Origin of the sequence: Kitasatospora sp. CMC57 (genome assembly GCF_045866025.2) — a bacterium.
In the GTDB taxonomy this organism is placed as follows: Bacteria; Actinomycetota; Actinomycetes; order Streptomycetales; family Streptomycetaceae; genus Kitasatospora.
Window position 1 is genome coordinate 531,416 of record NZ_AP035881.2, and the last position, 25,714, is coordinate 557,129.

23 protein-coding genes and 4 pseudogenes are annotated in these 25,714 nt (G+C 70.9%); 10 read left to right on the top strand and 17 right to left on the bottom strand.

Annotation, left to right across the window (positions count from 1 at the left end; genetic code table 11):
* Positions 1 to 10: 10 nt before the first annotated feature.
* From ACKUU6_RS02520 to ACKUU6_RS02540, 5 genes are all read right to left on the bottom strand, one after another.
* Positions 11 to 1,264 carry a hypothetical protein gene (locus tag ACKUU6_RS02520; RefSeq protein WP_407986742.1) on the bottom strand — a complete coding sequence of 418 codons (1,254 nt, stop codon included), beginning with the start codon at positions 1,262 to 1,264 and terminating at the stop codon, positions 11 to 13.
* Positions 1,265 to 1,539: 275 nt separating this feature from the next.
* Entirely contained in the window at positions 1,540 to 2,046 is a 507-nt protein-coding gene (locus ACKUU6_RS02525) for a hypothetical protein (RefSeq protein WP_407986743.1), read from the bottom strand.
* A 797-nt stretch (positions 2,047 to 2,843) separates the two neighbouring features.
* On the bottom strand, positions 2,844 to 3,596 hold the full coding sequence (locus ACKUU6_RS02530) for a hypothetical protein (protein WP_407986744.1): 753 nt from the start codon (positions 3,594 to 3,596) through the stop codon (positions 2,844 to 2,846).
* Positions 3,597 to 3,836: 240 nt separating this feature from the next.
* On the bottom strand, positions 3,837 to 4,280 hold the full coding sequence (locus ACKUU6_RS02535) for a peptidase M23 (protein ID WP_407986745.1): 444 nt from the start codon (positions 4,278 to 4,280) through the stop codon (positions 3,837 to 3,839).
* Between the two features lie 172 nt (positions 4,281 to 4,452).
* On the bottom strand, positions 4,453 to 4,863 hold the full coding sequence (locus tag ACKUU6_RS02540) for a spore-associated protein A (protein WP_407986746.1): 411 nt from the start codon (positions 4,861 to 4,863) through the stop codon (positions 4,453 to 4,455).
* Positions 4,864 to 4,891: 28 nt separating this feature from the next.
* Between ACKUU6_RS02540 and ACKUU6_RS02545 the strand changes: the two genes are divergently transcribed.
* Positions 4,892 to 6,031 carry a hypothetical protein gene (locus tag ACKUU6_RS02545; protein ID WP_408649622.1) on the top strand — a complete coding sequence of 380 codons (1,140 nt, stop codon included), beginning with the start codon at positions 4,892 to 4,894 and terminating at the stop codon, positions 6,029 to 6,031.
* A gap of 32 nt (positions 6,032 to 6,063) precedes the next feature.
* Entirely contained in the window at positions 6,064 to 6,459 is a 396-nt protein-coding gene (locus ACKUU6_RS02550) for a peptidase inhibitor family I36 protein (RefSeq protein WP_407986748.1), read from the top strand.
* A gap of 115 nt (positions 6,460 to 6,574) precedes the next feature.
* Here the strand turns inward: ACKUU6_RS02550 and bla are convergent, their stop codons facing one another.
* From bla to ACKUU6_RS02565, 3 genes are all read right to left on the bottom strand, one after another.
* On the bottom strand, positions 6,575 to 7,528 hold the full coding sequence (bla, locus tag ACKUU6_RS02555) for a class A beta-lactamase (RefSeq protein ID WP_407986749.1): 954 nt from the start codon (positions 7,526 to 7,528) through the stop codon (positions 6,575 to 6,577).
* 48 nt (positions 7,529 to 7,576) lie between these two features.
* Entirely contained in the window at positions 7,577 to 8,017 is a 441-nt protein-coding gene (locus ACKUU6_RS02560) for a VOC family protein (RefSeq protein WP_407986750.1), read from the bottom strand.
* A 126-nt stretch (positions 8,018 to 8,143) separates the two neighbouring features.
* Complete coding sequence (locus tag ACKUU6_RS02565) at positions 8,144 to 9,103, bottom strand: ROK family protein (protein ID WP_407986751.1); 960 nt, start codon at positions 9,101 to 9,103, stop codon at positions 8,144 to 8,146.
* Between the two features lie 184 nt (positions 9,104 to 9,287).
* Between ACKUU6_RS02565 and manA the strand changes: the two are divergent.
* The 4 genes and pseudogenes from manA (at position 9,288) to ACKUU6_RS02585 (ending at position 13,941) form a co-directional block, all read left to right on the top strand.
* Positions 9,288 to 10,512 (top strand): annotated as a pseudogene (gene manA / locus ACKUU6_RS02570) (mannose-6-phosphate isomerase, class I).
* 80 nt (positions 10,513 to 10,592) lie between these two features.
* A pseudogene (locus ACKUU6_RS02575) lies at positions 10,593 to 11,174 on the top strand (SGNH/GDSL hydrolase family protein); the annotation flags it as partial.
* Positions 11,175 to 11,405: 231 nt separating this feature from the next.
* A complete protein-coding gene (locus ACKUU6_RS02580) occupies positions 11,406 to 12,770 on the top strand; it encodes a cellulase family glycosylhydrolase (RefSeq protein ID WP_407986752.1) in 1,365 nt (454 codons plus the stop codon).
* Between the two features lie 154 nt (positions 12,771 to 12,924).
* On the top strand, positions 12,925 to 13,941 hold the full coding sequence (locus ACKUU6_RS02585; protein ID WP_407986753.1) for a LacI family DNA-binding transcriptional regulator: 1,017 nt from the start codon (positions 12,925 to 12,927) through the stop codon (positions 13,939 to 13,941).
* A gap of 24 nt (positions 13,942 to 13,965) precedes the next feature.
* Here the strand turns inward: ACKUU6_RS02585 and ACKUU6_RS02590 are convergent, their stop codons facing one another.
* Both ACKUU6_RS02590 and ACKUU6_RS02595 read right to left on the bottom strand, forming a co-directional pair.
* Positions 13,966 to 15,003 carry a LacI family DNA-binding transcriptional regulator gene (locus ACKUU6_RS02590; protein ID WP_407986754.1) on the bottom strand — a complete coding sequence of 346 codons (1,038 nt, stop codon included), beginning with the start codon at positions 15,001 to 15,003 and terminating at the stop codon, positions 13,966 to 13,968.
* The gene (locus ACKUU6_RS02595; RefSeq protein ID WP_407986756.1) at positions 15,000 to 17,399 is read right to left on the bottom strand and encodes a glycoside hydrolase family 2 protein; all 2,400 of its coding nucleotides are present in this window, start codon (positions 17,397 to 17,399) and stop codon (positions 15,000 to 15,002) included. Before ACKUU6_RS02595 ends, ACKUU6_RS02590 begins: the two co-directional genes overlap by 4 nt.
* 272 nt (positions 17,400 to 17,671) lie before the next feature.
* Between ACKUU6_RS02595 and ACKUU6_RS02600 the strand changes: the two are divergent.
* From ACKUU6_RS02600 to ACKUU6_RS02615, 4 genes and pseudogenes are all read left to right on the top strand, one after another.
* Positions 17,672 to 17,995, top strand: a pseudogene (locus ACKUU6_RS02600) (carbohydrate ABC transporter substrate-binding protein); the annotation flags it as partial.
* A pseudogene (locus ACKUU6_RS02605) lies at positions 17,996 to 18,097 on the top strand (carbohydrate ABC transporter permease); the annotation flags it as partial.
* Between the two features lie 160 nt (positions 18,098 to 18,257).
* Positions 18,258 to 19,319 (top strand): right-handed parallel beta-helix repeat-containing protein, encoded by a 1,062-nt coding sequence (locus tag ACKUU6_RS02610; RefSeq protein WP_407986758.1) that lies wholly within the window; start codon positions 18,258 to 18,260, stop codon positions 19,317 to 19,319.
* A gap of 33 nt (positions 19,320 to 19,352) precedes the next feature.
* Positions 19,353 to 20,390 (top strand): methyltransferase, encoded by a 1,038-nt coding sequence (locus ACKUU6_RS02615; protein WP_407986759.1) that lies wholly within the window; start codon positions 19,353 to 19,355, stop codon positions 20,388 to 20,390.
* Between the two features lie 64 nt (positions 20,391 to 20,454).
* On the opposite strand, the gene ACKUU6_RS02620 is transcribed toward ACKUU6_RS02615, so the two are convergent.
* The 7 genes from ACKUU6_RS02620 to ACKUU6_RS02650 all read right to left on the bottom strand — a co-directional run bounded on the left by ACKUU6_RS02620 (position 20,455) and on the right by ACKUU6_RS02650 (position 25,706).
* The gene (locus tag ACKUU6_RS02620) at positions 20,455 to 20,823 is read right to left on the bottom strand and encodes a hypothetical protein (protein ID WP_407986760.1); all 369 of its coding nucleotides are present in this window, start codon (positions 20,821 to 20,823) and stop codon (positions 20,455 to 20,457) included.
* A 197-nt stretch (positions 20,824 to 21,020) separates the two neighbouring features.
* Complete coding sequence (locus ACKUU6_RS02625) at positions 21,021 to 22,397, bottom strand: acetyl-CoA carboxylase biotin carboxylase subunit (protein WP_407986761.1); 1,377 nt, start codon at positions 22,395 to 22,397, stop codon at positions 21,021 to 21,023.
* A 1-nt stretch (position 22,398) separates the two neighbouring features.
* The gene (locus ACKUU6_RS02630) at positions 22,399 to 22,932 is read right to left on the bottom strand and encodes an acetyl-CoA carboxylase biotin carboxyl carrier protein (RefSeq protein ID WP_407986762.1); all 534 of its coding nucleotides are present in this window, start codon (positions 22,930 to 22,932) and stop codon (positions 22,399 to 22,401) included.
* Positions 22,929 to 24,620, bottom strand: coding sequence for an acetyl-CoA carboxylase carboxyl transferase subunit alpha (gene accA, locus ACKUU6_RS02635; protein ID WP_407986763.1), 1,692 nt, complete (start codon positions 24,618 to 24,620; stop codon positions 22,929 to 22,931). The genes ACKUU6_RS02630 and accA overlap by 4 nt, the downstream gene beginning before the upstream one ends.
* Positions 24,621 to 24,659: 39 nt before the next feature.
* A complete protein-coding gene (locus ACKUU6_RS02640) occupies positions 24,660 to 24,992 on the bottom strand; it encodes a TcmI family type II polyketide cyclase (RefSeq protein WP_407992023.1) in 333 nt (110 codons plus the stop codon).
* A gap of 5 nt (positions 24,993 to 24,997) precedes the next feature.
* Complete coding sequence (locus tag ACKUU6_RS02645) at positions 24,998 to 25,450, bottom strand: SRPBCC family protein (protein WP_407986764.1); 453 nt, start codon at positions 25,448 to 25,450, stop codon at positions 24,998 to 25,000.
* Position 25,451: 1 nt separating this feature from the next.
* A complete protein-coding gene (locus tag ACKUU6_RS02650) occupies positions 25,452 to 25,706 on the bottom strand; it encodes an acyl carrier protein (protein ID WP_407986765.1) in 255 nt (84 codons plus the stop codon).
* Positions 25,707 to 25,714 lie beyond the last annotated feature (8 nt).

Below are 25,714 nucleotides of genomic sequence, written 5' to 3' on the forward strand. Positions count from 1 at the left end.
CATCAGTCTTCTAGACGGGGTAGCGGCAGGCGGTCCGTGCGGCTGTGCTCCGGTCGGCGTCGCCCAGCGACAGCGGCCGCGGCTGGGTGGGAGTCGCAGGGGCGAGGGTCAGCGCGTCCAGCACATCGGTGGGGCCGTCCCCGCCCAGGCAGGCGACGGCGACCAGTTGGATTGGGCCCTGATCGGCCGTTGGCTTCGCGATCCGCCAGGGGAGCACGAATCCGTCGACGCCGACACCGATCAGGCCGAGTTGGTGCCAGCGCGCCACGGGCACGGCCTGGCCGCTGTCGGAGAAGTACCCGGCGAACCCCACGACGCCGAGGTAGGTTCCGCTGGCGCGCAGTTCCACGGCCTCGGGATCGGAGGGCCGTGGTGTGACCGCCAGGGAGATCGACGATGGGGCCGGGAACTCACCCGGGCAGCGGTCCGGCTTCAAACCCCACGGCGGATTGCCGTGTACCACCGCCGACGAGACCATCCCGCCGTTGCCCAGTTTGAACCAGCGCACATCGGGCGTCCCGGCCGTCACGTCCACCTCGACGTCACCGATGCAGAAGCCGACGAACTGGAGCCTGCACCCGGACGGGATCTGGTCGACCACCGGTGCGCTGCGGGTCGCGCTGCTGCGGACCCGGGTGCTCCCGCTGTAGGTCATGCCCTGGAAGGTGGTCCCACCGGCCGGGCCGACCGGACAGCCCGGTTGGGCGGTGGGGGTATCGCCGGACTCGCGCTTGAGACCCACGAGCAGGCCGGTCAGCGCCAGCGCCAGGGCGACGGCCATGACGGGCAGCCACGCCCGCGACCGCCACAGGCGCTGGTGCGGTGCTCCAGGCTCCTCGCCGTCGACCGGCCCGGGCTCGAAGCTCCGTCCCTGGAACGCCTCCACCACCAGGGCTCGGCTGTCCGCGTCCGCCTGCGTCGGCTCGATCACCTCCGAGACGGTCAGTGCGGACGGCACGCTCAGCGCCCGGACCTGCACCTCGGCTCCGGTGCTGCCGGCGAGTCGGCGGTCGAGTGCGTACCAGCGCTTCTCCCAGAGCTTGACATCGCCACCGCAGGCGCCGACATAAGCCAGCGTCACGTCCAGTGTGGGCCTGCGCACGCCGCCGGCGGCGTCGCTCAGCGTCGTGGCGCTGAAGCCTGCGATGGCTGCGAGTGCCCGGTAGGTCGGATTCCCGGCCGCCTGCCGCAGGCACCGCAGCTCGTAGGCGAACGCCTGCAGTGGTCCGTCGTCGGGGTCGATCGGTCGTGGCCTACGGGGCAACGGACTCCCCTTCGCCGCCCACGATTGGTACCGACATCCCCGGATCCCCCCTCAGCTCTGTGCCGTCAGCCGTAGCCGGTCTCGCTGCCACGAACCCCCGGCCCACTGCTGACCTGCGGCAATATGGAACGCGCACCAGATGACTGATCATCAGATTGTTGCACAAGGGGGCAGGTGCCCTTACCCGAAGACGCACAGGGCGCTGCCCCGGGAGCGGAAGCATCCCGGGGCAGCGCCCTGTGCGTGTCGCGGAGGTGTCCGGCGGCGAGGGTCGATCAGGTGTAGCAGTAGTTGCGGTTGCCGATCCCGCTGGAGGTGCCGGTGTCCCAGGTGGCGTTGCCACTGCTGTTGAGGAAGACGAGGTTGCCGTCGTTCCGCAGCTCGGCGTGGCCGCCGGGCGCCGGGTTGAGCGCGCCCAGGGTGCAGACGATGCCACCGGAGGAGTTGAGGAGCTTGACGTATCCGGACCGCGACCAGTCGACCCGCACGACGCCGTCCCCGTAGGTCCCCGAAGCCCAGACCGGGTAGCTGTCGGCTCCGGTGAACTTGTAGAGCACCAGGTTGCCGTCGGACTGGAGGACCAGCTGCGACATGCCGTTGTCCGCCGACGCGCTGTCACCGGCGGTCCAGTCGGACTGGGAGAGCGTGAAGTTCGCGACGAAGGCGGCGGCCGACGCGTTGGTGGCGGTCAGACCGATCGCGCAGGCGATCGCCGTGCCTACGAGGGCGGTGCGCAGGATGCGCCTGCGGGCCGTGGAGCGACCGGGCTTGCTGGGTGTCACAAGAGTCCTTCCGAAAGGCCGCCGCCCAACGGCGCGGGGCGGCGGAGGTTCTGGGTGTCGCGGTGCTGCGGGTCGATCAGGTGTTGCAGTGGTTCCGGTTGCCCAGGTTCGGTTCTGGGTGCCGCCGGCCCGGATGGGGTGGTCGTCGGTGTCCTGGAAAAAAGTCGGCAACCCGCGCGACCGGTCCACGTCGGGAGCAACCTAGGAAGGGCGCGTATCAGCCGGATAACCCCGCTGTCACACCAGTCCGGGGCCTGTGACCGAACCTCGGGTGCGGCATCGGCCGGTGACGATAGGGCGCGCGTTATGGAGGCGCGACGGCGGCGAAACGGTGATCACGGAACATTTCCGGCGCGAGCACCACTGACCCCGAGGCGGTGGAGACGTCCTGACGAACAGTCACTGCGGGTGCACCACCGCCCGTACGGATCTGCCCCCACCGTCCCGAAGCGGAGCCGTGTCACCCGAGGGGCACGGCCCCCGCCCCCGTAAAGGAAGGAACGTCATGCGCGTCAAGCAGCTCATAGCGGCAGCCGCAGTGGCCCAGTAGTGTCCTGGCCGCCGGGATGGTCACCGCCGCACCCGCATCGGCTGCCCCCGCTCCGGCGTACGACTGCACCACCGGCCAGGTGTGCCTGTACTACAACTCCAGCGGCTACGGGTTCGGCGCCTACTTCGTGCAGGACATGCAGATCCCGGATTACGCGGGCCGCGCCGACACCTGCGTGACGGCGGGGGCGTGGGCGGAGATCCTCATCCCGAGGCGGCCGCGCCCGGGCTTCGCCGGGCCGGGCAGCTCAGCCGCCGAGGCGTGCGATCACCTCGCGGGCAAGGCCGATCTTCCGCTTCTGGAAGGAGCTCAGCCGGTTCAGCGCCGTGGAGTTCTCCTCGATCATGCGTGTCTGGAGCTCCGCCTCAACCGCACTCCAGGACTTCAGCAGACCTGTCTCGGTCTTGCAGTCCATGTCCGCCAGCGCCACGGCCTTCTCGCGCTCCGTCGGCTCCGCGGTGTCGAACGCCCGGTCCCCGACGGACGCCATGGGGTTCTGGTAGTGGTAGCCGCGGCCTTCCATGCAGGTCGACCACGCGTGGAAGGCGGCTTCGACCGTCGGTGTCGCCAGGGACTGCTTGAAGCTCTCCTTGTCTATGGTCGCCGCGGCGGCGATGTCGGATTCGGGGCGCGGGCCGCCGTCCAGCCGGGCCTCGGCATCCCCGTAGCAGCCGCCGGGTGGAATCGGGTGGCCGTCGGGGGCTGTCGACTGCCGCTCTCCTGCACGAGTCTCTCCGAACAGGATCGTGTCCTGCGCCTCGGTGGGCTGCTTGGTGGCGCCTGCCCCGCCGGCCGGTGGCGGGAGGTGGTACCCGAGGGCGCGGGCGACCTCGCGGTCCGATATCCCGTAGCGCCTGGAGGATTCCGCGACCAGCGGCGGGGGCTCCGGTATCCGGGAGCCGGGGCCGAAGCCTGCCAGGCACTCGTTGGCCAGGAGGACCTTGGCCCGGTCGACCGCGCCGGACTCCTCGGCCGTGAGAGCGAACCTCTCGACAGGCATCGGAACACGGCCCGAGGGCACCGCCGAGGGACGAACGTCCATGCCCCGACCGCCGGGGTCACCGCCGGTCCGGTCCTTGGTCGGCGAACAGGCGGCTGTCGCCATGAGCGCGGCCGCGACAAACACCAGAGCGCGGGATGCCCCGGACGGCAAGCCCTGTCTCCCCACAGTCATCCACATCTCCCACGAGGAATACGGCGGCCGCGTGGGTACGCGGCCGCCACGAATGCATGACTCCGATCAACCGAAGTTGACGCAGCCCTGGTCGATTGCAACGTTCCGGAAGTAAACGGACGCGTTCTCGTTGTACGTGTTCGAGAGCTGCCAGGCGACCGGGTACTCGGTCTTGTGGAACTTGTCGCAGGGGCCGGCGTAGCCGCTGTTGAAGTAGACCGTCACGCTGGCGTTGATGCCCCAGACCCGGGCCTTCGCCGAGGCTGCGTTGTTCTTCAGGCTCTCCCCCTGCCCGGCACCGCCGCTCTGGAAGGTGTACCCCGACAGGTCGTAGACGCCCTCGCCGCCATCGGGAGTGGAGGATTCGATGGTCGTGTGCGAGCCGCCGTAGCCGGTGTTGTAGTAGAGGACCACGCACTGGGCGTCACAGTCGCCGACGCCGTACGAGCCGGTCGAGATTCCTGCGCTCGCCGGAGAAGCCGTGGCCAGGGTGCCGACAACGGCTGACACCGCTATTGACGCAGTGACAAGTGCCTTACGGGTAAAAAGCATTGCTGCTCTCACATTCTTGATCATTTTCGGATGGCAGGACGTCCCGGCGCCGGAACGTCCTGATGGCAGGACGTCGCGGTGTCGGTAGGCGGCGGGGCCGGCACCTCGCGGTGTCGGTGCGCTGCGGCGGTCAGCCGCAGTGCACGTTCTGGCGGTACACGTAAACGGTCTCGATCTCGCCGCCCCAGTCGATGCAGGTGCCGGCCGCGGAGACGTACACCGGGCCCGCGTAGGTGGTGAACTGGCCGTAGTCGCCGATCCAGTCCGGCGAGCCTGCCACCCGGACCAGTGCGTTCATGTACAGCGGGGTGCCCGGGTTGTCGCGCACGTTCACGACGCAGTTCTTGCCGGTGGACCGGCTGTAGGTGAGGTAGACGGTCCCGTAGTCGCCGACCTCCAGGGCGTCGATGACGGTGTAGCCGCTCCCGCAGGCGCCGTTGTAGACGGCGGCCTCTGCCGAACCGGGCACGAGGACCACTCCGGCCAGGGCGGCGGTCGCGACCGCGACGGCGGTGGTGGCGCGGTGGACGAGTTGGCGCATGGGAACTCCCTCGCACGGGGTCGCGTCCGTGCGGCGCCCGGGCTCGGGCGGTGGCGCGACCTGCGCCGCGACGCTAATCGACCACGATCGCGCGCAGGTATCGCGGCAGTATCGCGACCCCGCACCGGCGATCCGCCCGATCCGGGACCCGATGAGACCGACGCGATACCTCCCTCCAGCACGCTGCATCCAGGCCGAGGGTTCCCCCGCCGGCCCGCCGTCGTCGGAGCGGAAGAGGACGCAGGACGAGATGCGGAAGAGTTTCAACCGGCCGTCTGGCGCAAGGCTGGTGGGCCTGACCGGGCTCATGTGCCTGGCGCTGAACGGGTGTTCGTCGGCCGGGCAGTCGGTCGGTGAGGCGGTGCAGACGCCGCAGGCGACACCTGCACTCCCGACGGCTGCGGAGCTGCACCTGCCCGTGGAGACCTATCTGTTCTCCGACGCGGACTCGGTGAAGCTGGCTCGGGCCGGGGCCGTGCTGCGCAGGAAGTGCCTGCAGAGGTTCGGCCTCGACCAGGCGACCCCACCGGCCGGCCAGTCGACCGGGCCCCGCACCTTCATGGAGCGTCGGTACGGCGTGACCGACCTGGCCGAGGTGACGGCGAACGGCTACCACCTCGGTGACCGTGACCCGCGGACCCACCCAGTCGTGAAGCCGACGTTCTCCGCCGAGCAGCAGAAAGCGCTCACCGGGCAGACCGGTCCGGGTGACACCGAACTCCGGGTCAACGGAGTACCGGTGCCGCCCGGCGGCTGCTACGACGAGGCGAAGAAGGAGCTGGCGGGCACCGAGAAGCTCGGCTCGAGCGAGGTTGCCCAACAGGCCGACTTCCAGACCTTCAAGGCCAGTCTGTCGGCACCGCAGGTCAAGCGGGCTTTCGACGCCTGGTCCAGCTGCATGAAGGGTAAGGGCTACTCCTACCCCAATCCGCTGGATGCGATCAGCGACCGCCGCTTCCAGGGGGATTCGCCCACGCAGCCGGAGCGCGACGTAGCGACGGCGGACGTGGTCTGCAAACAGCAGGTGAATCTGGTCCACACCTGGTTCGCGGCCGAGACCACCTTGCAGAACGAACTGATCGCTCGGCAGCAGGCCGACTTCACGGCGGCGCTCAAGGCGAAGACCGAACAACTCGCCAAGGCCGAAGTCGTGTTGCGCGATCAGTGAACAACTTTTCCACCATGGGAGGACCGAAAGAAATGAAGCGCACCCTCAAGCTCGCGGCGGCAGCCCTTGGCGCCGCCCTGCTCATCCCCGCCTTCGCCACCGCCGCGCACGCCGACGCGAGCGACTGTCCGGAGTCGTACTTCTGCCTGTTCTACAACTCGAACGAGCAGGGGTCCCACTTCGTGGTGTCGCAGAGCATCCCCGACCTCGCCGGGTACACCTTCAACAGCCCCGGCAACGGCCAGGGGCAGCACGTCAAGAACAACGCGGCCTCGGCTGTCGACAACTCGTGCCTGACGGTCTGGGTGTACTACAACTCCAACTACAGCGGCCCGAGCGACATGTTCAACTACCACCAAGCCGCGAACCTGGACAACACGTACAACGAGAACGCCTCGGTGAAGTACGCCATCCCCTTCTGTGGCTGAGCTCTGGTACTGCAACGGGCGCTAACAGTGACGAGGCTTCAGTTCTTGAGCTGGGGACTCGTCCTGCACAGCTTCGCGCGTCGAGGGCGATCAGCGGCCGCACCGTCCCGACGTCTCATCCGGCGTCGGGGCGCTTCGGCGGTGGCCCGGACGGGCCGGTGAGGGCCGCCGCCAGGAGGGCGGCGGTTCTGGCGACCAGGGGTTCGTCGGCCGGGGCGTCGGCAGCCGGCTTGGTGGAGAGGACGGCCAGCACGACGGGGGTCCGGTCCGGGGTCCAGGCGATGCCGACGTCATTGGTGGTGCCGTAGTTGCCGGTGCCGGTCTTGTCGGCGAGGGCCCAGCCCTCCGGAAGTCCGGCGCGGAACCGGGCGCCGCTGGTGGTGTTGGCGAGCAGCCACCGGGTCAACTGCCGCCGGTCGTGCGGCGCGAGCGCGTTGCCGAGTACGAGCTTCATGTGACTCCGCCCGATCGCGGCCGGGCTGGTGGTGTCCGTCACCCGGCCCGGTTCGGCAGAGTTCAGCTCCGGCTCCCACCGGTCGAGCCGCGTCACCCCGTCGCCGATGGACCGGCAGAAGCGGGTGACCGACGTGGGGCCGCCGAGCTGACGGAGCAGCAGGTTGTCGGCGGCGTTGTCGCTGTAGCAGAGGGCGGCGGCGCACAACTCGGCGACGGTCATGCCGGTGGCGAGATGTTCGGCCGTACCGGTGATCGGGGCGTAGCCCGCGCTCCTGACGTCCTGTTCGGTGTACCGGATCCGTTCGGCGAGGAATTCGCCGTTCCGATCGAGGTCCCTCAGGACCGCAGCTGCGGTGATCGTCTTGTGCACCGAGCAGATCGGGAAGAGCTCGTCGGCGCGGTAGGCCACACACCCACCCGTGACCATGTTCCGCGCGAACACCCCCAACCGGGCGCCGTGTTCACGCTCCAGGTCAGCCAGCGCCCGGGTCACCGCGTCCGGTAGCGTACCGCCGGCCGCCCGGGCCGGGCCGCCCAGGGACACGGCCAGTGTCGTCCCGAAGCCTGCGGTCAGGACCGTGCGTCGGCTCGGACGCCTCTCGAAGGTCTCCACGATCGCATCATCGCAGGGCACGGACCGGGCGGGGGGCGTTTCTCACCCTCAGCTCAGCTGCTCGGCCAGCGCGAGGATGATTCCGCTCGGCCCACGGAGGTAGCAGAGCAGGTAGCTGTCCTCGAAGCGCGTCACTTCGCCGACGAGTTCGGCGCCGAGCGGCCGGAGGCGGGCGAGGGTGTCCTCGATGTCGTCGACGGCGAACATGACGCGGTGCAGACCCAGCGTGTTCGCCGGGGTGACCTCCGGCGTGGGGGTGATCGCCTTCGGGGAGTGGTACTTCGCCAGTTCGAGCCGGCCAGGGGCACCCGGGATCCGCATCATCGCGATCTCGCTCCGCATGCCGGCGAGCCCGACGACGCTTCCCGCCCAGGCTCCCTCGATCGGCATCCGGCCTTCCAGCTCCATGCCGAGCTCGGTGAAGAATGCGACGGCGGCGTCGAGGTCGTCCACGACGATGCCGACGTTGTCCATGCGCTGAATCGTCATGCTCCCGAGGATAGGCGCCGGGGCCGACAGCATCGGCTCATCCGACCGCTCTCGACGGGTCGGACGCGAGCCGTCTCCCGGCAGTCGAGGCCGCCACCGGGGCGCTGAGCGGCTGACCAACGAGCGTCACCGCGTGCCGACTCCCGGCAGGGCGAGCGCAGCCGCGCCGATGAGCCCGGCGTCCGTGCCCAGGAACGCCGGGGTGAGCGTGAGGCCGGCCGTGAACGGTAGGGCCGCGTACGTGGCCAGATGCCGCCGGAGCGGGTCGAAGAGGACGGCGCCCGCCTTGGCCACACCCCCGCCGATGACGGCGGCTTCGATCTCGACCAGGGTCGCGGTCGCGGCGATACCCGCCGCCAGGGCCCGGGCGGCTTGGTCGAAGGCGTGCCGGGCGGTCGGGTCGCCGGCGGCGGCTGCGGCGGCGACCGCCACGGCGGAGGTGCCCTCGCCTTCGGGGCGCCATCCCGCGTCACAGGCGGTCCGGGCGATCGCCGTACCGCTCGCCGGACCTTCGAGGCAGCCCCGCGATCCGCAGGGGCAGGGCCGGCCGTCGAGGTCGACGCTGATGTGGCCCAGGTGGCCCGCGTTGCCGCTGGGACCGGTGTGCAGGCGCCCGTCGAGGATCAGTCCGGCGCCGATGCCGGTGGAGACCACCAGGCACAGCGCGTTGCGGTACGGGCGGGCAGCTCCGCACCACTGCTCGGCTGCGGTCATGGCTACGGCGTCGCCGCCCAGCACCACCGGCAGACCGCCGACCGCCGGATGAGCGGCCACCTCCTGACGGATCGGGAACCCGCGCCAGGCCGGGATGTTGACCGGGCTCACCGCACCGGCCACGACGTCGACCGGTCCGGCACTGCCGATCCCTACCGTGCGGACCGAGCTCCACGCTCGCTGCCCGGCCAGCAGATCCAGGATCCGCCGTACGACACCCATGACCTCCCCCGCGCTCTTCCGGCCGGGCGTGGGCAGTTGGACCTGGTACACCAGGGCACCGGCCGTGTCCACGAGGCCGCCCGCGATCTTCGTACCCCCGGTGTCCAGGGCGGCTAGCAGCGGAGGGCCGGTGGCCCGGTCGGTACGCATGGTGAGAGCTCCCACGGTGAGACGGCTGGATCGGGTCGAGTCTGCATGCCTTCCGAGGCCGTGTCTCCAGCTGACGTAAAGTGAGGTTAACCCGATACCAGCTTTAGTCAAGGTTTAGTAATATCGGAGCAGCCAGCAACAATACCCGTGGCCAGAGCCCCTAATCGCTCTATAGTCCTGCCGTATGACCGCCCCTCGGCCGACCGCCGGCCTGCTCGTCAACGAGATCCGCCCCTATGCCCGGGGCTCCACCACCGCCCTCGCCCGGCTCACCGGTCGGCGCCCGGCCGGGCGGCCCGAGGCCGAGCTGTGGATGGGGGCCCTTCCGGCCGCACCGTCGCGCGTGGATCGCGGACAGGGACCCGAACCGCTGACCGACGTCATCGACCGCGACCCCGTGGGCGAACTCGGACGGAGCGTCAGCGAACGCTTCGGCGCCCGCCTGCCGTTCCTGCTGAAGGTCCTCGCGGCCGAGCACGCCCTCTCGGTCCAGGGCCACCCCACCACCGCCCAGGCGGAGGCCGGGTTCGCCGCCGAGGAGACGGCCGGCGTGCCGATCAACGCGCCCGGACGCCTCTACAAGGACCCCCATCACGAGCCCGAACTGATCTGTGCCCTGGACGACTTCGACGCCCTGTGCGGCTTCCGCGCCCCTGCCGCGACCGCCGATCTGCTCTCGCCGCTCAGGGCGCCCGCACTCGCACCGTGGATCACCCTGCTGCGCACCGCTGAACCGCGCACCGCACTCCGCACCGTCCTGGCCGAATCGCTCAGCACCGACCGCGCCCGTGGCAGCACGGCCGTCGCCGAACTCGCGCCGGCCCTCCAGGAAGCCGCCGGACGCGGGGCCCGTACGCGCAGACCTACGCCGCGTACGCCGGGGCGGCCGAGGACCATCCCGGTGATCCGGGAATCGTGGCGGCTCTCCTGCTCAACCACGCAGCCTGCGGCGGCCCGGCCAGGCGCTCTTCCTGGCGGCCCGGCTCCCGCACGCCTACCTGCGCGGGACGGGGGTCGAGATCATGGCCAACTCCGACAACGTCCTCCGCTGCGGCCTGGCACCAAGCACGTCGACGTCGATGCCCTCGCCTCGGTGGTGGACTCGACCCCACCATCCCGGCGCTCGTCCCGGCCCTGCCGAGCGCCGACGGTGAGGTCCACTATCCGGCGCTGGCGGCGGAGTTCGCACTCTCACGGTTCGACCTGGCCGGTAGCGTCACCCTCGACAGCCGTGGCCCGCAGATCCTCCTCTGCGTCGGCGGTACGGCTCGGCTCACCCAGCACCCGGTCAGCCGCTCACGCTGAACTCCGGGGAGAGCGCCTTCGTCCCCGCCACCGGCATCCCCGCCGAGCTGCGTGGCGCGGCTACCGTCTACCGTGCCCGAGTTCCCGCCCCCGACCACCGCTGACCGCCCGTCAGCCCGCCACGAGGAAGCCCGCCATGCCCCTGACCCTGCCCCCGAGCGCCACCGTGCTCTTCCAAGGCGACAGCATCACCGACGCCGGCCGTGACCGCAGGTCGCACACCGACCTCGGCACGGGCTACGTACACCTCGCCGCCGACCTGCTGCGCGCCTCGGACCCCTCGCTCACCGTCCTCAACCGCGGGGTGGGCGGCGACCGAATCACCGACCTGCACGCCCGCTGGGAGCAGGACACGCTTGCCCACCGCCCCGACCTCCTTTCGGTCATGATCGGCGTGAACGACACCTGGCGCCGCTACGACAGCGGGCGGCCCACCGCCATCGAGGCGTGGGAGGCGGACTACCGCGATCTGCTGGTCCAGGTCCGTGAACGTCCGAGCGTGCGGCTCGTCCTCATGGAACCGTTCCTCGTGGCGGTCACGCCCGAGCAGTGGTCCTGGCGCGAGGACCTCGACCCTCGCATCCATGCCGTCCGCAGGCTCGCCGCCGAGTTCGACGCCCGGCTGCTCGCCGCCGACGGTCTCCTCAACCAGGCCGCCCGGACCAGCGGCCGACCCGAACTCGTCGTCCTCGACGGCGTCCACCCGACGCCATTGGGCCACCGCGTCCTCGCCGAAGCGTGGGCCGACCTCGTACTGTCCGACTGAACGCTCTGGCTAAACCTGGGCATAAGCGCTTCCATCAGCCCTTGGAAATATCGACTTAACCGATTCCGTTCGCACTGTTGTGCTGACCCCTCGGCGTCCCTAATCTGAGTGCCAGCCGCCTCCCGGGTCGAGCCGCACCACCTCGCCGGACCCCGGAGGCCACCCCCACCCACCCCACGCCGGCCCGCTCACTCGACGGGCCGGCGTGCGTCAGCGAATTCGGAGCAAGGGATGAGACTCAGACTCGCCGGTGCCGCCCTCGGTGTCGCCGCCGCTGTCGCCTCCGTGCTGGCCGTGCAGCCGGCCGGGGCCGCCGACACCCCCGGCTTCCACGTCAGCGCCGGGCGTCTGCTGGACGCCAACAACCGGGACTTCGTGGCCCGGGGCATCAACCACGCCCACGCCTGGTACCCCACCACCACCCCCAAGGCGCTGAAGGACATCAAGGCCACCGGCGCCAACACCGTCCGCGTCGTGCTCGCCACGGGTGACCGCTGGACCAGGAACAGCGCCGCGGAGGTCGCGGACATCGTCAGCCAGTGCAAGACCGACCGCCTGGTGTGCATCCTCGAAGCGCACGACACGACCGGGTACGGCGAGCAGTCCGGCGCCGTCTCGCTCGACCGGGCTGCCGACTACTGGATCGGTGTCAAGAGCGCCCTCCAGGGCCAGGAGAAGTACGTCATCCTCAACCTGGGCAACGAGCCGTTCGGCAACGTCGGCTACGCCGCCTGGACCGCCGACACCAAGAGCGCCGTCCAGCGCCTGCGTGCGGCGGGCTTCCAGCACACCCTGCTGGCCGACGCGCCCAACTGGGGCCAGGACTGGGCCTTCACCATGCGGGACAACGCGGCCGCAGTCTTCGACGCCGACCCGCAGCACAACACCGTGTTCTCGATCCACATGTACGGCGTCTTCGACACCGCCGCCGAGGTCACCAGCTATCTCGACCACTTCGTCCAGGCCAAACTTCCCATCATGGTGGGCGAGTTCGGCAACATGCACTCCGACGGGGACCCGGACGAGAACGCCATCATGGCCGAGTCCCAGCGGCTCGGCATCGGCTACCTCGGCTGGTCCTGGAGCGGCAACGGTGGCGGCGTGGAGTACCTCGACCTGACCACCGGCTTCGACCCCGCCCAGCTCACCCCGTGGGGCCAGCGGCTGGTCAACGGCGCCGACGGCATCCGCGCAACCTCCCACGAGGCCAGCATCTTCGGCGACGGCGTGCCACCCACCCCCACCCCCTCCCCCACCACCCCCGGCACGCCCACCGGCACCTGCTCGGTCGGCTACCGGATCAGCGACTGGGGCACCGGCTTCAACGGTGACGTCACCATCCGCAACACCGGCACCGCCGCGGTCAACGGCTGGGCTCTGGACTTCTCCTTCCCGGCCGACCAGAAGGTCAACTCGGCCTGGAACGCCAGGGCCAGCCAGAGCGGCAGGGCCGTGCACGTCGTCCAGGAGGACTGGACCCGCACCATCCCGGCCGGCGGCAGCGTGAGCTTCGGCTTCAACGCCTCCTCCGTCCCCGGCACCAACGGCATCCCCGCCGCCTTCGTCCTCAACGGCGCGGCCTGCTCAATCGGCTGACGGTACGTCACCTGAGGTTCCCGGCCCGCCCCCGGAGCGATCCGAGGCGCGGGGCGGGGCACCGGTGCTTCGGCCGGTCGGTGGCGGTGCAACTGCTAAACTCGACCCTTTCGCGGATTGCGGGAACTGGACGACCCGGTCGGGCAAGGGGCACATGAAGCGGCTGACGATCGCAGACATCGCCGAGCGAGCAGGTGTCTCGAAGGTTGCCGTCTCCTACGCCCTCAACGACCGGCCCGGCGTCTCCGAGGAGACCCGGGCCGCGATCAAGGCGATTGCCGACGAACTCGGCTGGCGGCCCAGCAACGCCGCCCGCAACCTCAAGGGCGCCAGTGCCAGGGCCATCGGTCTGGTCCTCTGCCCGCCGGCCGCCACCCTCACCCACGAACCGTTCTTCATGGAGCTGATCAGCGGCATCGAGAGCGTGCTCGCCGGTCCCTCGTACGGGCTGATGCTGCACATGGTCGCCTCGGCCGAGGAGGAGGCGGCGATCCACCGGCGGTGGTGGGCGGAGCGGCAGGTGGACGGTGTGCTGGTCCTGAACGTCCGTCTCCAGGACTCCCGGATCCCGGTGCTGGAGAAGCTCGGTATGCCCGCGGTGATCCTGGGACCGCCGTCCGCCTCCGAGCTGCTGCCCAGCGTCTGGTCGGGCGACGCGGAGAGCGCGACCGAAGCGGTCCGGTACCTCGCCGCCCTCGGGCACCGCACGATCGCCCGGGTGGCGGGGCCACCGGACTTCGCCCACACGGCCGTCCGCGACGAGGCCACCCGCGAGGCGTGCCTCCGCGCCGGGCTCCCGGAGCCGGTCATCATCCACACCGACTACAGCGGTGACGAGGGCGCGCGCGCGACCCGCCACCTGCTGCTGCGCTCGGACCGGCCGACCGCCGTCGTGTACGACAACGACATCCTGGCGGTGGCAGGTCTGGGCGCAGCCCAGGAGTTGACGGTCAATGTGCCCCGGGACCTGTCGATCATCGCCTGGGACGACTCGGTGCTCACCCGCGTCGTGCGCCCGGCCTTGACCGCGCTGACCCGCGACATCCGGGCTTACAGCGCGCGGGCCACCGAGATCCTGCTCGCCCTCACCGCCGGCGGCACCGGCACGAGTGAGAGCGTGGAGCCGGCCAGGCTCGTCCCCCGGGCGAGCACCAGCCCGGCCGCCCGCTGACCGCCACAGGTACGGAGCTCCCCGTCAACTCCCGCTGCGCGGCGGCCCGGTGGAACCCCGGGGGGTCAGCGACGGCGTGGCCACCTGCCGGGAGTCCGCCTTGCCCCGGTCGATGACCTCGAAGAGTGTCCGGGCGACCTCGGCGCCGAAACCGTGCACGTCGTGGCTCATCGCCGAAAGCGGCGGATGGGTCAGCCGGCACAGCTGCGAGTCGTCCCAGGCGAGCAGGGACAGGTCCTCCGGGATGGTCAGGCCCATCTCGGCCGCCACCCCGGCGGCGGCGACCGCCATGATGTCGTTGTCGAAGAGGATCGCGGTGGGCCGCTCCGGGCTCAGCAGCAGCGAACGCGTGGCGCGGGCGCCCTCCTCGTCGGCGAACGCGGTCGCGACCTGACGGCCACTGTCGAGGCCCAGTTCCCGTACGGTCGCCTCGAAGGCCCTGGCCCGGATCGCGCTGTGGCCGAGCCCGGCCAGGCCGCCGACCCGGGCGATCCGCCGGTGGCCGAGCGCGGCGAGGTAGCGGACCGCCTCGGCGACGGCGGTGGCGTCGTCCGTCCACACCGAGGGGAATCCGCCGGTCAGGGCGGGGTGGCCGACCGCGACGGCGGGCAGGCCGAGGGCACGCAGGGCGGGGATGCGCGGGTCGTTCGCCTCGAAGTCGACCAGGACGGAACCGCTCACCAGCCGGGCCTTCCACCAGCTCTGCTGGACCGCGATCTCCTCGTTCAGGTCCCGCACCAGACGCAGCATCAGGGTGCTGGACCGGTCGGCCAGCACGCTCTCGATCCCGGAGATGAACTCCATGTAGAAGGGTTCGAGGCCGAGCGACCTGGCGGGCCGGCAGATCGCCAGGCCGACGTTGTCCAGCCGGGGGCCGCCGGCCGGGCCCCTGGCTCCGCTGGAGGGCGTCCAGCCCAGCTCCGCCGCCGCCGCGAAGATCCGCTCCCGGGTGCCCTCCGAGACACCGGGCTTGTGGTTGAACGCGAGTGACACGGCACCCTTGGACACCCCCGCGAGAGCGGCGACGTCCTTGATGGTGATCCGGTCTGCCGGTGTGCTCACGCGGGTTCCACGCAGAACAGCGCGGCCCGCACCGAGTCGGCGTCGACCGGGCCGCTTCCCGTGACCCGGATCCGGGCCCGCTCACCGGGGAGCAGCGTCAGCAGGCCCTGGTCCGCCACGGCGCCGGGCGCGAGGCGGTCGGCCTGGAGCAGGAGATCCCTGAGAAGAGTGCGTGCGCTCACCACGACGTCGACCCTATCGTGGTCGCCGTCCACCGGTTCCACGCTGACGTCGAAGTCGGCTACGGGGTAGGCGAACGCGCGGTCGGTGACGGCGAAGTGCACCGCCCTGAGCCCGTCGGCGTCGGCCACCAGGAACTCCTTCGTGGAGCCCTCGACAGGTACCAGCCCGGACGGCACCTCCCACCCGGTCACCGACCGGGCCGCCGCCGTGAGCTCCGTGGCGGATTCGGCCAGTACGGTGCCGTCCGCCGCCATCCGACGCAGCGTCAGCGTCGTGGTCCACGGCGTACCCGCCTGGTTCACCAGGGCCACGGTGGCGCCGTCCCGGTCGCCGGGCTGCAGGGTGAGGAGTCGGTCGGCGTAGACGCGGCGCAGTTCGTACCAGAGGGGCTTGAGGCGGCCGTCGCCGTCGATTGCGGCCCAGGAGGAGACGGGCCAGCAGTCGTTGAGCTGCCAGACGACGGTGCCCGCGCAGCGGGGCCAGTGGGAGCGCCAGTGTTCGATGCCGGCGGCGACGGCTCGGGCCTGGACGACCTGGGTGAGGTAGTGCCAGCGGTCGAAGTCGGCGGGCGGGGCGAAGTGTCGGCCAACGCCCCGGTCGAGCTTGCCGTTGCCGTCCTCGGCCTTCTGGTGGTGCATCATACCGGCCGAGTCAGGCGCGAGCTCCTCCCCCGGCAGCGCCCGCAGCAGGGTGGCGTGGGCGGGTGGGGCCTGCCAGCCGAACTCGGCGACGAAGCGGGGGACGGTGGCGCGGTACTCGGCGTAGTCCTGGCGGTTCCGAACCTCCCAGGAGTGGTGGGTGCCGTGGTCAGGGTCGTTCGGGTGGTGATCCCAGGAACCGGACCAGGGGCTGCCGGCCGCGTAGGGGCGGGTGGGGTCGAGTTCGGCGACGATGCGCGGCAACATGCCGAGGTAGTAGCCCTCGCCCCAGGAGTCGCCGGCCAACTCCGGCTCCCACCCCCAGTCGCGGAAGCCCCAGAAGTTCTCGTTGTTGCCGTTCCAGAGCACCAGGCTCGGGTGCGGCATCAGCCGTACGACGTTCTCCCGGGCCTCCGCCTCGACCTCGCCGCGCAGAGGCTGCTCCTCGGGGTACGCGGCGCAGGCGAACAGGAAGTCCTGCCAGACCATCAGGCCGAGCTCGTCGCAGGCGTCGTAGAACGCCTCGTCCTCGTAGATGCCGCCGCCCCAGATCCTGACCAGGTCGACGTTGGCCTCGGCAGCCCGGGTGAGGCGGTCCCGGTAGCGCTCGGGCGTCACCCGGCTGACCAGGGCGTCGTCCGGGATCCAGTTGACGCCCCGGGTGAACAGGCGGACGCCATTGACCACCAGGGTGAACCCGGTCCCGTACTCGTCGGGCGAGCGGTCCAGCTCGACGGTGCGGAAGCCGATCCTGCGGTGCCAGCTGTCCAGCGGCCCGTGCTCGTCGGCGAGCGTCACCGCCAGGTCGTACCGGGCCTGTTCGCCCTGGCCCCGGGGCCACCAGAGTGCGGGGTCGGCGACCTCGACGACCAGCACGGACTCGTCGCCGTCGAGGACGGCGGTCGCCTCGGCGCCGCCCACCGTCGCCCGGACGGTGAGGGGCCGTCCGGCGCCCTGCTCGGTCCGCTCGACCGTCAGGCGGAGTTCGACCCGGCCGGTGCCGTCCTCGACGGTGACCAGCGGACGCACCTGGGCGAGCCGGGCGGTGGACCAGTGCTCCAGCCTGACCGGCCGCCAGATGCCGGCGGTGGGGAGGGTCGGGCCCCAGTCCCAGCCGAAGCTGCTGGCCATCTTGCGGATGTACTGGAACGGCTCGGGATAGACGTTGGGCCGGCCACCGGTGAGCGCCCGGACCTCGGCGGCCTCCTGATACGCGCTGGTGAAGTGGACGCCGAGTCGTCCGGCCAGTCCGGTGACGTCGAAGCGGTGGCTGCGGTGCATGTTGCGGGTCCGGCCCAGCTCGGCGCTGCCCAGGGTGATGCGCGCCGCCGTGTCGAGGCCGTCGAAGACGAGGTCGGTCCGCTCGTGGCCTTCGGTGGCGGTGAGCTCGGTCTCGTAGGTCCAGTCCCGGTGGCCCACCCAGGCCACCTCGTGCTCGTTGGCCGCGATGAACGGGTCAGGGATCAGACCGGCCGTCAGCAGGTCGGTGTGGACGCAGCCCGGGACCCGGGCGGGCAGTACCGACCCGTCGTGGTGCAGGCTCCAGCCCCGGTCGAGCTGGGTGACGTCCTTCATCGGGGACTCCAATCGGCTGAACCAGGCCCACGGATGCGAGCGGGGCAAACCTAGCCCTCGACGCCCGCTGTGTCCATAAACTGGTTTCGTGGATTTCTCGCGCTGTTAAGTTCACTGACCCCGCATTGAACTGGTTTTTTCCATATCGACTCCAACCGTCGGTAACAATTGAGCATTGCGCTGGAAACTTCCACTTTACCGATTCACTTCCGGACATAGTTCCGGGCAGCTAGCCGGACACCTCGGCCAGACCGTTGGAAGGAGCCAGGCACATGGCCAGAAAGCGCCTTGCCGGAGCGTTCGCAGCCCTCGCCGCCCTGACGGCCGCAGGGTGCGGCGGCGGAGGGACCACCACCGGAGGAGCGGCTGCGGCGCCGAGCGACCCGGGCAGCGTCTCGGGCGGGATCAAGGTCCTGACGCACCGCACCGACCTGGTGAAGAACGGTGAGATGGACGCCTACACCGCCGAGTTCAACAAGACCTACCCGCACGTCAAGGTCAAGTTCGAGGGCATCACCAACTACGAGTCCGAGGTGAAGATCCGCCTCAACACCGAGGACTACGGCGACGTCCTGATGATCCCGGCCGCGGTGGCCATCTCGGCCGGCGCCGTCCTGGTCATCGTCCCGACCCTGCTGGTCTTCCTCTTCCTCCGGCGCTACATCTACAACGGCTTCGCCGAGGGCCCGGGAAAGTAGCACCGCCCGTCCGGCCCGGCCATGCCTCACTTCGGGTGACGGCCCGTACACCTTGGGTGGCGACCGCTGGTGATCCGCCCTAGCGTCGGCAGGGTCGCACACTCCCGACTGCCGTGCTCCGGCCGGCGCCGGCGGAATCCCGAAGGCAGGTCACCACCCCATGCCCATCCGACCCATCCACTCCCTGGCAGGCGCTGCCGCCGTACTCCTGTCGAGCCTGGGAGTGGCCCCACCGGCCCAGGCAGCGAGCCCGGTGCACGTGGTCCACCCCGGCGAGTCGATCCAGCAGGCGGTCGACGGCGCCCACCCCGGAGACATCGTCCAACTCCTGCCCGGTACCTACCGGGAGAACGTCCAGATCACCGTCCCGAAGCTGACGCTCCGTGGGATCGGCCCCGCCACCGTGATCGCACCGGCCGCCGGGCCGTCCGGGTCCGCCTGCGCCACCGCCGGTCACGGCCTCTGCGTCACCGGTACGGCGGACCGGGTGCTCTCCGGTGTCCGGATCGAGTCGCTGACGGTGGAGGGCTTCCCCAAGAACGGCTTCTCCGCCTCCCGGACCGACGGGCTCTCCGTGCACCGCCTGCTGGTCAGGGACAACGGCCAGCAGGGCATCAGCCTGGAGCGTTCCACCCGGTCCTCGATCACCGACAACGAGTCCAGGGACAACGGCCAGTCCGGCGTCTTCCTGGCCAACTCGGTGGATGAGGAGGGCGGCGCTCTCGACACCCGGGGCACCGTGATCAGCCGCAACCTGCTGACCGGCAACCGCATCGGCGTCGTGCTCCGCCGCGCCAGGGACCTGACGGTCGACCACAACAGCGTCTCCGCCAACTGCGGTGGGGTGTTCGTGGTCGGCGACGAGGGCGTGCCCCGGGCGGGCGCCCTGACCGTCCGTCAGAACCACGTGTACGAGAACAACAAGTACTGCGCCGCCACCCCCCGACTCGGTGCCATCCAAGGCACCGGCATCCTGCTGACCGGCGCGGAGGACACTCTGGTGACGGGCAACCGGGTGGAGGACAACACCGGCGCCTCGGAGATGTCCGGCGGCATCGTGCTCTTCCGCAGCATCGTGGGCGCCCCCAACGCCCGGATCACCGTCAAGGACAACGTCGCCCTGCACAACGGCCCCGCCGACCTCGCCGACCGTGACACCGGGGAGGGCCACACCTTCGCCGGGAACACCTGTGGGCTCTCCGAGCCGACCGGCCGCTGCTGACCCTCGCCCGACCCTCGCCCCCGAGAGGCCCTGATGACCACCGCACAGCAACAGACCACCTCCCCCCAGTCCGCGATGCGACTGCGCGAACTGGTCTTCGGCGCGGCCTGCGCCGCCGCCGTCCGCGCCGCCGCCTCGCTGCGGATCGCCGACGTCCTGGACGACCGGCCGATGACCGCCGAGGAACTCGCCGCCGCCGTCCAGGCCGAGCCGAAGCCGCTCCGCCGACTGCTCCGCGCGCTCTCCTGCTACGGCGTCTTCACCGAGACCGACGACGACCGCTTCGCCCACACCGACATGTCCAGGCAGCTGCGCGAGGACGCCCCGAACAGCCTGCGGTACATCGCCCTGTGGTGCACGGAACCGTGGACCTGGGACGCCTGGCCCCGGCTGGACGACGCGGTCCGCACCGGCCGCAACATCTTCCCCGACCTGTACGGGAAGGAGTTCTTCGAGTACCTGCACGACGACGCCGACGACTCGGCGCAGGTGTTCAACAAGGCGATGACCCACTCCAGCCGCCAGTCCGCGGCCGATCTGGCCGCCTTCCTCGACCTCGACGGCGTGACCAGCGTGGTCGACATCGGCGGCGGCCAGGGACACGTGCTGGCCGGACTGCTGGAGAAGCACCCCGGACTCCACGGGACGCTCCTCGACCTGCCGCAGGTGGTGGCCCACGCCGATCCCCGGCTCCGCGCCGGTGGTCCGCTGGCCGACCGGGCGGAGCTGGTGCCCGGCGACTGCCGGGTCGAGATCCCCGTCAGGGCGGACCTCTACATCATCAAGAACATCCTGGAGTGGGACGACGAGAGCACCCGCCGCACGCTGCGCAACGTGGTGGCGACCGCCCGCCCGGGCGCCCGGGTGGTGGTGGTCGAGAACCTTGTCGACGACACCCCCTCGATGCGGTTCACCACCGGGATGGACCTGATGCTGCTGCTCAACGTCGGTGGGGCGAAGCACTCCAGGGAGAGCCTGCTCGCCCTGCTGGGCGAGGCCGGCCTGCACGTCCGGGACGTCCGACCGGTGAACCCGTACCTGCACGCCTTCGACTGCACGCTCCCCGCCTGACCCCGCGCAACGCGATCCGGCCTCGCCCACCAAGGGCGAGGCCGGATCGCGTTGTGCCGGAAGCTCAGGCCGTACCGGTGACGCCCGGACGGCGGCGGAGCAGGTGGGCGCCGACCCCGAGGCCGCCGGCCAGCAGGACCGCGCCCACCGCGAGCCCACCGCCGGAGAGGGCCGTACCGCCGCCGCCGGCCTGCACGCCGCCCTTGGGCTGCTTGTACTCGGTCGTCGCCTCGTCCTGGGTGGCGCTGCCGTCCGGCTTGCCGGTCGCCTGCTTCTCCTCCCAGGTTTTCTGCCCTTCCGTGGTGGCGGCCTTGGCCTGCTTCTGCTCCCAGGTCAGTTCGGTGGCACCGTCTTCGGCGTACGCGGCCGGGGCGGCCAGCAGGACGGTGGCCGCGAGCGCGGCACCGGTCAGCAGGGTACGTGCGGAACGCATGAGGATGGCCCTTCCGGTACTCCGGGCGATCGCCGACACGGCGTCGGCAGGAGAGTCGCAGTAGTACCTCAATCACCGTCTGTCTTGGCACAGTTGCCCGCCACCGGGGCGTGGCATCAGGGGAGTCGATCACTGATGATCCGTCACATGCCGGTGCCGGGTGACCCGTTCGGGTCACCCGGCACCGGCAGCTCTCGTCACGCTCCGGCCGTCACCGACGCGCGGGCCTCCTCCGTCATCGTGTCGACCAGCCCGGTGGTGTGCGCTCCCGCGCGGAACTCCGGACGGGCGAGCACCCGGCGCAGGAACCCGGTGGTGGTCCGCAGCCCGGGCCCGTCGATCCTGAACTCGCCCAGGGCGCGGTCCATCCGGGCCAGCGCCTGCTCCCGGTCGGGCGCCCAGACGACCGCCTTGGCGAGCAGCGAGTCGTAGTCGGGACCGACGTACCAGCCGGGGTAGGCGTGGGTGTCCATCCGGACGAACTGACCGCCCGGCGGCACGAACTCGGTGAGCAGACCGGGCGTCGGTACGAATTCGCGGTCCGGGTCCTCGGCGTTGACCCGGCACTCCACGGCCACGCCCCTCGGCCTGACGTCCTCCTGGCGCATCGTCAACGGCAGCCCGGCCGCCACGGTCAGCTGTTCGCGCACGAGGTCGATTCCGGTGACCATCTCCGTCACCGGATGCTCCACCTGTAGACGGCAGTTGATCTCCATCAGGTAGAACTCGTGCGACGACGCGAGGACGAACTCGAAGGTGGCCGCCCCCACGTAGTCGACCGCCAGGGCGCCCTGGACCGCAGCGGCGCACATCGCCTCCCGCAGCTCCGGCGGGAGGTTGGGCCCCGGGGACTCCTCGATCAACTTCTGGTGGCGGCGCTGGACCGAGCAGTCCCGCTCACCGAGGTGGACGGCGGACCCGTGCCGGTCACAGATCACCTGCACCTCGACGTGCCTGGCGTCGTCCACGAAGCGCTCCAGGTAGAGCCGTTCGTCGCCGAAGATCGCCCGCGCGTGAGCCCGGGTCTCCCCGTAGGCGCGCAGCAGGTCGGCCGGGTCGCGGACCACCGCCATCCCCCGGCCGCCGCCGCCCGCCACGGCCTTGAGGATCACCGGGTACCCGACGCGCTGCGCGGTCTCCTCGGCCTCGGCCGGCCCGCTCAACGCGCCTTCGCTGCCCGGCAGGACGGGCAGTCCGGCCCGCGCCATCAGCGCCCTGGCCACCGCCTTGTCGCCGAGCTGCTGCATCAGCTCAGGCGGCGGGCCGACGAACGTGATGCCGTTGGCCTCGCAGATCTCCGCGAAGTCCGGGTCCTCCGAGAGGAACCCGTAGCCGGGGTGGATCGCCTCCGCCCCGGTCTGGAGGGCCGCCTCGATGATCGAGGGGATGTGCAGGTAGCTGCTCCTGGACGGCGCCGGGCCGATGTGCACGGCCTGGTCGGCGAACCGGACCACCGCGGAGTCGCGGTCCGCCGTGGAGTGGACGGCCACCGTACGGATGCCGAGTTCACGGCAGGTCCGGGCGACCCGCAGGGCGATCTCGCCCCGGTTGGCGATGAGGACGGTCGAGAACATCTCAGCCGTCCTCACCCGGTGCCGCGACCACCGGCTCCAGGGCGATCAGGCGCTGCTGAAACTCGACCGGTGTGGCGTCCGACGTCAGGATCTCCACGACCCGTCCCGCCGTGTCCGCCTCGACGGTGCTCATCATCTTCATGACCTCCAGGATCCCGACCGGCTGCCCTGGCGTGACCAGGTCGCCGATCGCGACCAGTGGCGCGGCCCCCGGCTCGCGCGCGAGGTAGAAAGTGCCCACCATCGGCGCGCACACATAGCTCAGGCCGCTCTCCTCAGCTGCCTGAGCCGGAGCCGGGGCGGCGGCCGGGGCGACGGCGGCCACCGGCTGGTCCGGCCACTCCATCTCCACCGTGGTGCCGCCGTGCTGCAGGCGGATTCTGCTGGGCGGCCTCGGGGCGGTCCTGGCCAGCTCCGCCACGCTGCGGCAGACCTGGCCCAGATCCGCCGGGTGGTCCGGTTCCGGCGGGCCGAAGATGATGCTCCGGGCCGGCGCGGACCGGCCGTTCTCCTGGGGGACGTTCCTGGTGGTCACTCAGCACCTCTTCCCGCCGGGGGCTTCGCCGCGAGGCCGAAGTCGTGGAACCGGCTCTTGCGTTCCTGGAGCAGCTGTTCGGGCTCCCACGGGATCAGCTCGTCGAGCGCGCCGGTCAGGGCGGCGCCCAGCATGGTGGCGGCTCCCGCGTGGTCCTGGTGCGCGCCGTCGGGGGGCTCGGGGACGATGCCGTCGACGATGCCGAGCCGCAGCAGGTCCCCGGCGTGCACCCGCAGGGCGGCCGCCGCGGCGGGCGCGGCCGTCCGGTCCTTCCACAGGATGGCGGCGCAGCCCTCGGGGCTGATCACCGAGTAGACGCCGTTGGCGCAGATCAGCACCCGGTCGGCGACGGCCAGGGCGAGCGCGCCGCCGCTGCCGCCCTCGCCGATGAGCACGGAGACGATCGGGACCGGGAGCCGGGCCATCAGCCGCAGGTTCTCGGCGATGGCGTTCGCCTGGCCGCCCTGTTCGGCGTCCGGCCCCGGGTTGGCGCCGGGGGTGTCGATCAGGGTGACCAGCGGGAGGCCGAGTTTGGCGGCCATCCGCATCAGCCGGGCCGCCTTCCGGTAGCCGGCGGGGGCCGCCATGCCGAACCGGCGGCGCTGCCGTTCGGCCAGGTCGGGGCCGCCCTTGTGGTGCCCGATCAGCATCACCGGCAGCCCGGCCAGCCGTCCGGGCCCGCCGACGATGGCAGGGCAGTCCTCGGTGAGCCGGTCGCCGTGCAACTCCTGGAAGTCGTCGATCAGGTGGCCCACGTAGTCGAGGGTGGTCGGCCGGTCCGGGTGCCTGGCCAGCCGGACCGACTCCCAGGAGTCGCGTTCCAACACCTCGTCCAGCTGACTGCTGATCAGCTCCTCCGGCGGGGAGTCCGCGACGGGGCTCACCCGGTCGCGGGGTGAGCGCAGGCCGAGCAACCGGCCGAGGGTGGGGCGCAGTGCGGAGCGCGCCACCACGTCGTCCACCATGCCGTGTTCGAGCAGGAACTCGGCGGTCTGGAAGCCCTCCGGCAGGCTCTCGCCGGTGGTCTGCTCGATCACTCGCGGCCCGGCGAAGCCCATCCGGGCGCCCGGCTCGGCGATGATCACGTCGGCCAGGGTGGCGAAGGACGCCGCCACTCCCCCGTACGTCGGGTCGGTGATCAGCGAGACCACCAGGATGCCCGCCTCGTCGAGTTCGGCCAGGGCCAGCGCAGTCTTGGCCATCTGCATCAGGGAGAGCACGCCCTCCTGCATCCGGGCGCCACCGGAGGCGGTCACCAACAGCAGCGGGACCTTCAGCCGGAGGCTGGTGTGCGCGGCCTCGGTGATCAGCGCTCCGACGCCGCAGCCGAGGCTGCCGCCGAGGAAGCGGAAGTCCATAGCGGCCACCACGACGGGCTGGTCCTCGATCCGGCCGGTCGCGCAGACCACGGCCTCGTGCAGGCCGGTGCTGGTACGGGCGTCGAGCAGCCGGTCCGGGTAGGGCCGGCTGTCGACGAACTCCAGCGGGTCGTGCAGGGGCTCCACGTGGTCGATCGGCGCCGCCGAGCCCGGGTCGAGCAGTTGCTCCAGCCGTTGGTGGGCCGTCAGCCTGGCGTGCCGGCCGCACTCCGGACAGACCCTCAGGGCCCTCACGAAGCGCTTGCCGTAGACCAGCGCGGCGCAGCCCTCGCACCGCACCCAGTCGGGCGGTTCCTCGGTCTCGGCCATGTGGATGGTTCCTCCTCCGGCGGTGTGGAACAGGTGGTGTCACGCGCTGCCGACGCGCTCCCAGCGGTAGAACTCCCGGGCCATGGCGTCCTTGGGCTCGCGCCAGGTCGCCGGGTCGTAGGCCTGGACATAGGCCGTGAGCAGCCGGCTGACGTCCTGGAACTCCGGGTGCTTGGCCAGCTTGGCGACCTCGGGGCCCGGGGGTCGTTCGGCCTCGATCAGGTGCAGGTAGAGGTCGCCGAACTGGAACAGGCTGCGGCCGGTGACGCCGATCAGGTGCGGCAGTTCGCCCTGGTCGGATTTGCCGAAGACCTCGGCGATGCCGTCGGCCGAGTCGGGCTTCATCCGGGCGACGATGAGGGCGCGGTGCATCGTGTTCACGCCCCGATCCGCTTCTCGACCTTGTCCCTGATCAGCTCCATCTGGGTCCGCGAGTTGCGGTTGATGTGGTTGGTCATGGCTTCGTCGTCGACGGGAGCGGTGGGCTTCATGGCGAAGTCCTGGATCCAGCGCATCCGGGTGCCGTCCGGCGCCTCCGCGTACTCCCACCGGATGTCCATGAACTGGAACGGGCCCGGCTCCACCCGCCTGGCCCGGACGGCGAGGCCGTCGCGGTCGGTCTCCCGCTCGGAGACCCAGCTCCAGACGGTGCCGTTCTCGTCGGGGTGCATGGTCAGCCGGAAGGTGGTCAGTTCGCCTTCGCGCTTCAGCACCTCGACGGCGGCGTACTCGCTGAACAGCTGCGGCCAGTTCTCCAGGTCGTTGGTAATCTCCCAGACCAGGTCGACGGGCGCGGCGATGAGGATCTCGTTGTCGGTGTGGCCGGCCATCTCAGGCTCCTGCCGTGATGGACGCGTTGACCGCGTCGAGGAACTCGTCCGGGGACTTGGACATCTCGGCGCCGGGGGCGATCGGCCGGCCGTAGCGGTTCTCCAGCTCGCCCACGATGCCGAGCAGGCCCAGCGAGTCGACGCCGAACTCCTCGAAGGTGGCGGTGGGGCTCCGGAGCGCCTCGGGTTCGACGGCGATGCCGGCCCGGGTCTTGATCAGCTCGGCGAGCTCACCGTGCGTCAGGTGCTGGTTCATCGGGTGGT

Excerpts from the sequence above, each read along its gene's own strand:
- ACKUU6_RS02530 (WP_407986744.1), bottom strand. The coding sequence starts at position 3,596 with ATGCCTGTCGAGAGGTTCGCTCTCACGGCCGAGGAGTCCGGCGCGGTC.
- ACKUU6_RS02540 (WP_407986746.1), bottom strand. The coding sequence starts at position 4,863 with ATGCGCCAACTCGTCCACCGCGCCACCACCGCCGTCGCGGTCGCGACC.
- ACKUU6_RS02550 (WP_407986748.1), top strand. The coding sequence starts at position 6,064 with ATGAAGCGCACCCTCAAGCTCGCGGCGGCAGCCCTTGGCGCCGCCCTG.
- ACKUU6_RS02560 (WP_407986750.1), bottom strand. The coding sequence starts at position 8,017 with ATGACGATTCAGCGCATGGACAACGTCGGCATCGTCGTGGACGACCTC.
- ACKUU6_RS02565 (WP_407986751.1), bottom strand. The coding sequence starts at position 9,103 with ATGCGTACCGACCGGGCCACCGGCCCTCCGCTGCTAGCCGCCCTGGAC.
- ACKUU6_RS02580 (WP_407986752.1), top strand. The coding sequence starts at position 11,406 with ATGAGACTCAGACTCGCCGGTGCCGCCCTCGGTGTCGCCGCCGCTGTC.
- ACKUU6_RS02585 (WP_407986753.1), top strand. The coding sequence starts at position 12,925 with ATGAAGCGGCTGACGATCGCAGACATCGCCGAGCGAGCAGGTGTCTCG.
- ACKUU6_RS02595 (WP_407986756.1), bottom strand. The coding sequence starts at position 17,399 with ATGAAGGACGTCACCCAGCTCGACCGGGGCTGGAGCCTGCACCACGAC.
- ACKUU6_RS02610 (WP_407986758.1), top strand. The coding sequence starts at position 18,258 with ATGCCCATCCGACCCATCCACTCCCTGGCAGGCGCTGCCGCCGTACTC.
- ACKUU6_RS02615 (WP_407986759.1), top strand. The coding sequence starts at position 19,353 with ATGACCACCGCACAGCAACAGACCACCTCCCCCCAGTCCGCGATGCGA.
- ACKUU6_RS02620 (WP_407986760.1), bottom strand. The coding sequence starts at position 20,823 with ATGCGTTCCGCACGTACCCTGCTGACCGGTGCCGCGCTCGCGGCCACC.
- ACKUU6_RS02625 (WP_407986761.1), bottom strand. The coding sequence starts at position 22,397 with ATGTTCTCGACCGTCCTCATCGCCAACCGGGGCGAGATCGCCCTGCGG.
- accA (WP_407986763.1), bottom strand. The coding sequence starts at position 24,620 with ATGGCCGAGACCGAGGAACCGCCCGACTGGGTGCGGTGCGAGGGCTGC.
- ACKUU6_RS02640 (WP_407992023.1), bottom strand. The coding sequence starts at position 24,992 with ATGCACCGCGCCCTCATCGTCGCCCGGATGAAGCCCGACTCGGCCGAC.
- ACKUU6_RS02645 (WP_407986764.1), bottom strand. The coding sequence starts at position 25,450 with ATGGCCGGCCACACCGACAACGAGATCCTCATCGCCGCGCCCGTCGAC.
- ACKUU6_RS02650 (WP_407986765.1), bottom strand. The coding sequence starts at position 25,706 with ATGAACCAGCACCTGACGCACGGTGAGCTCGCCGAGCTGATCAAGACC.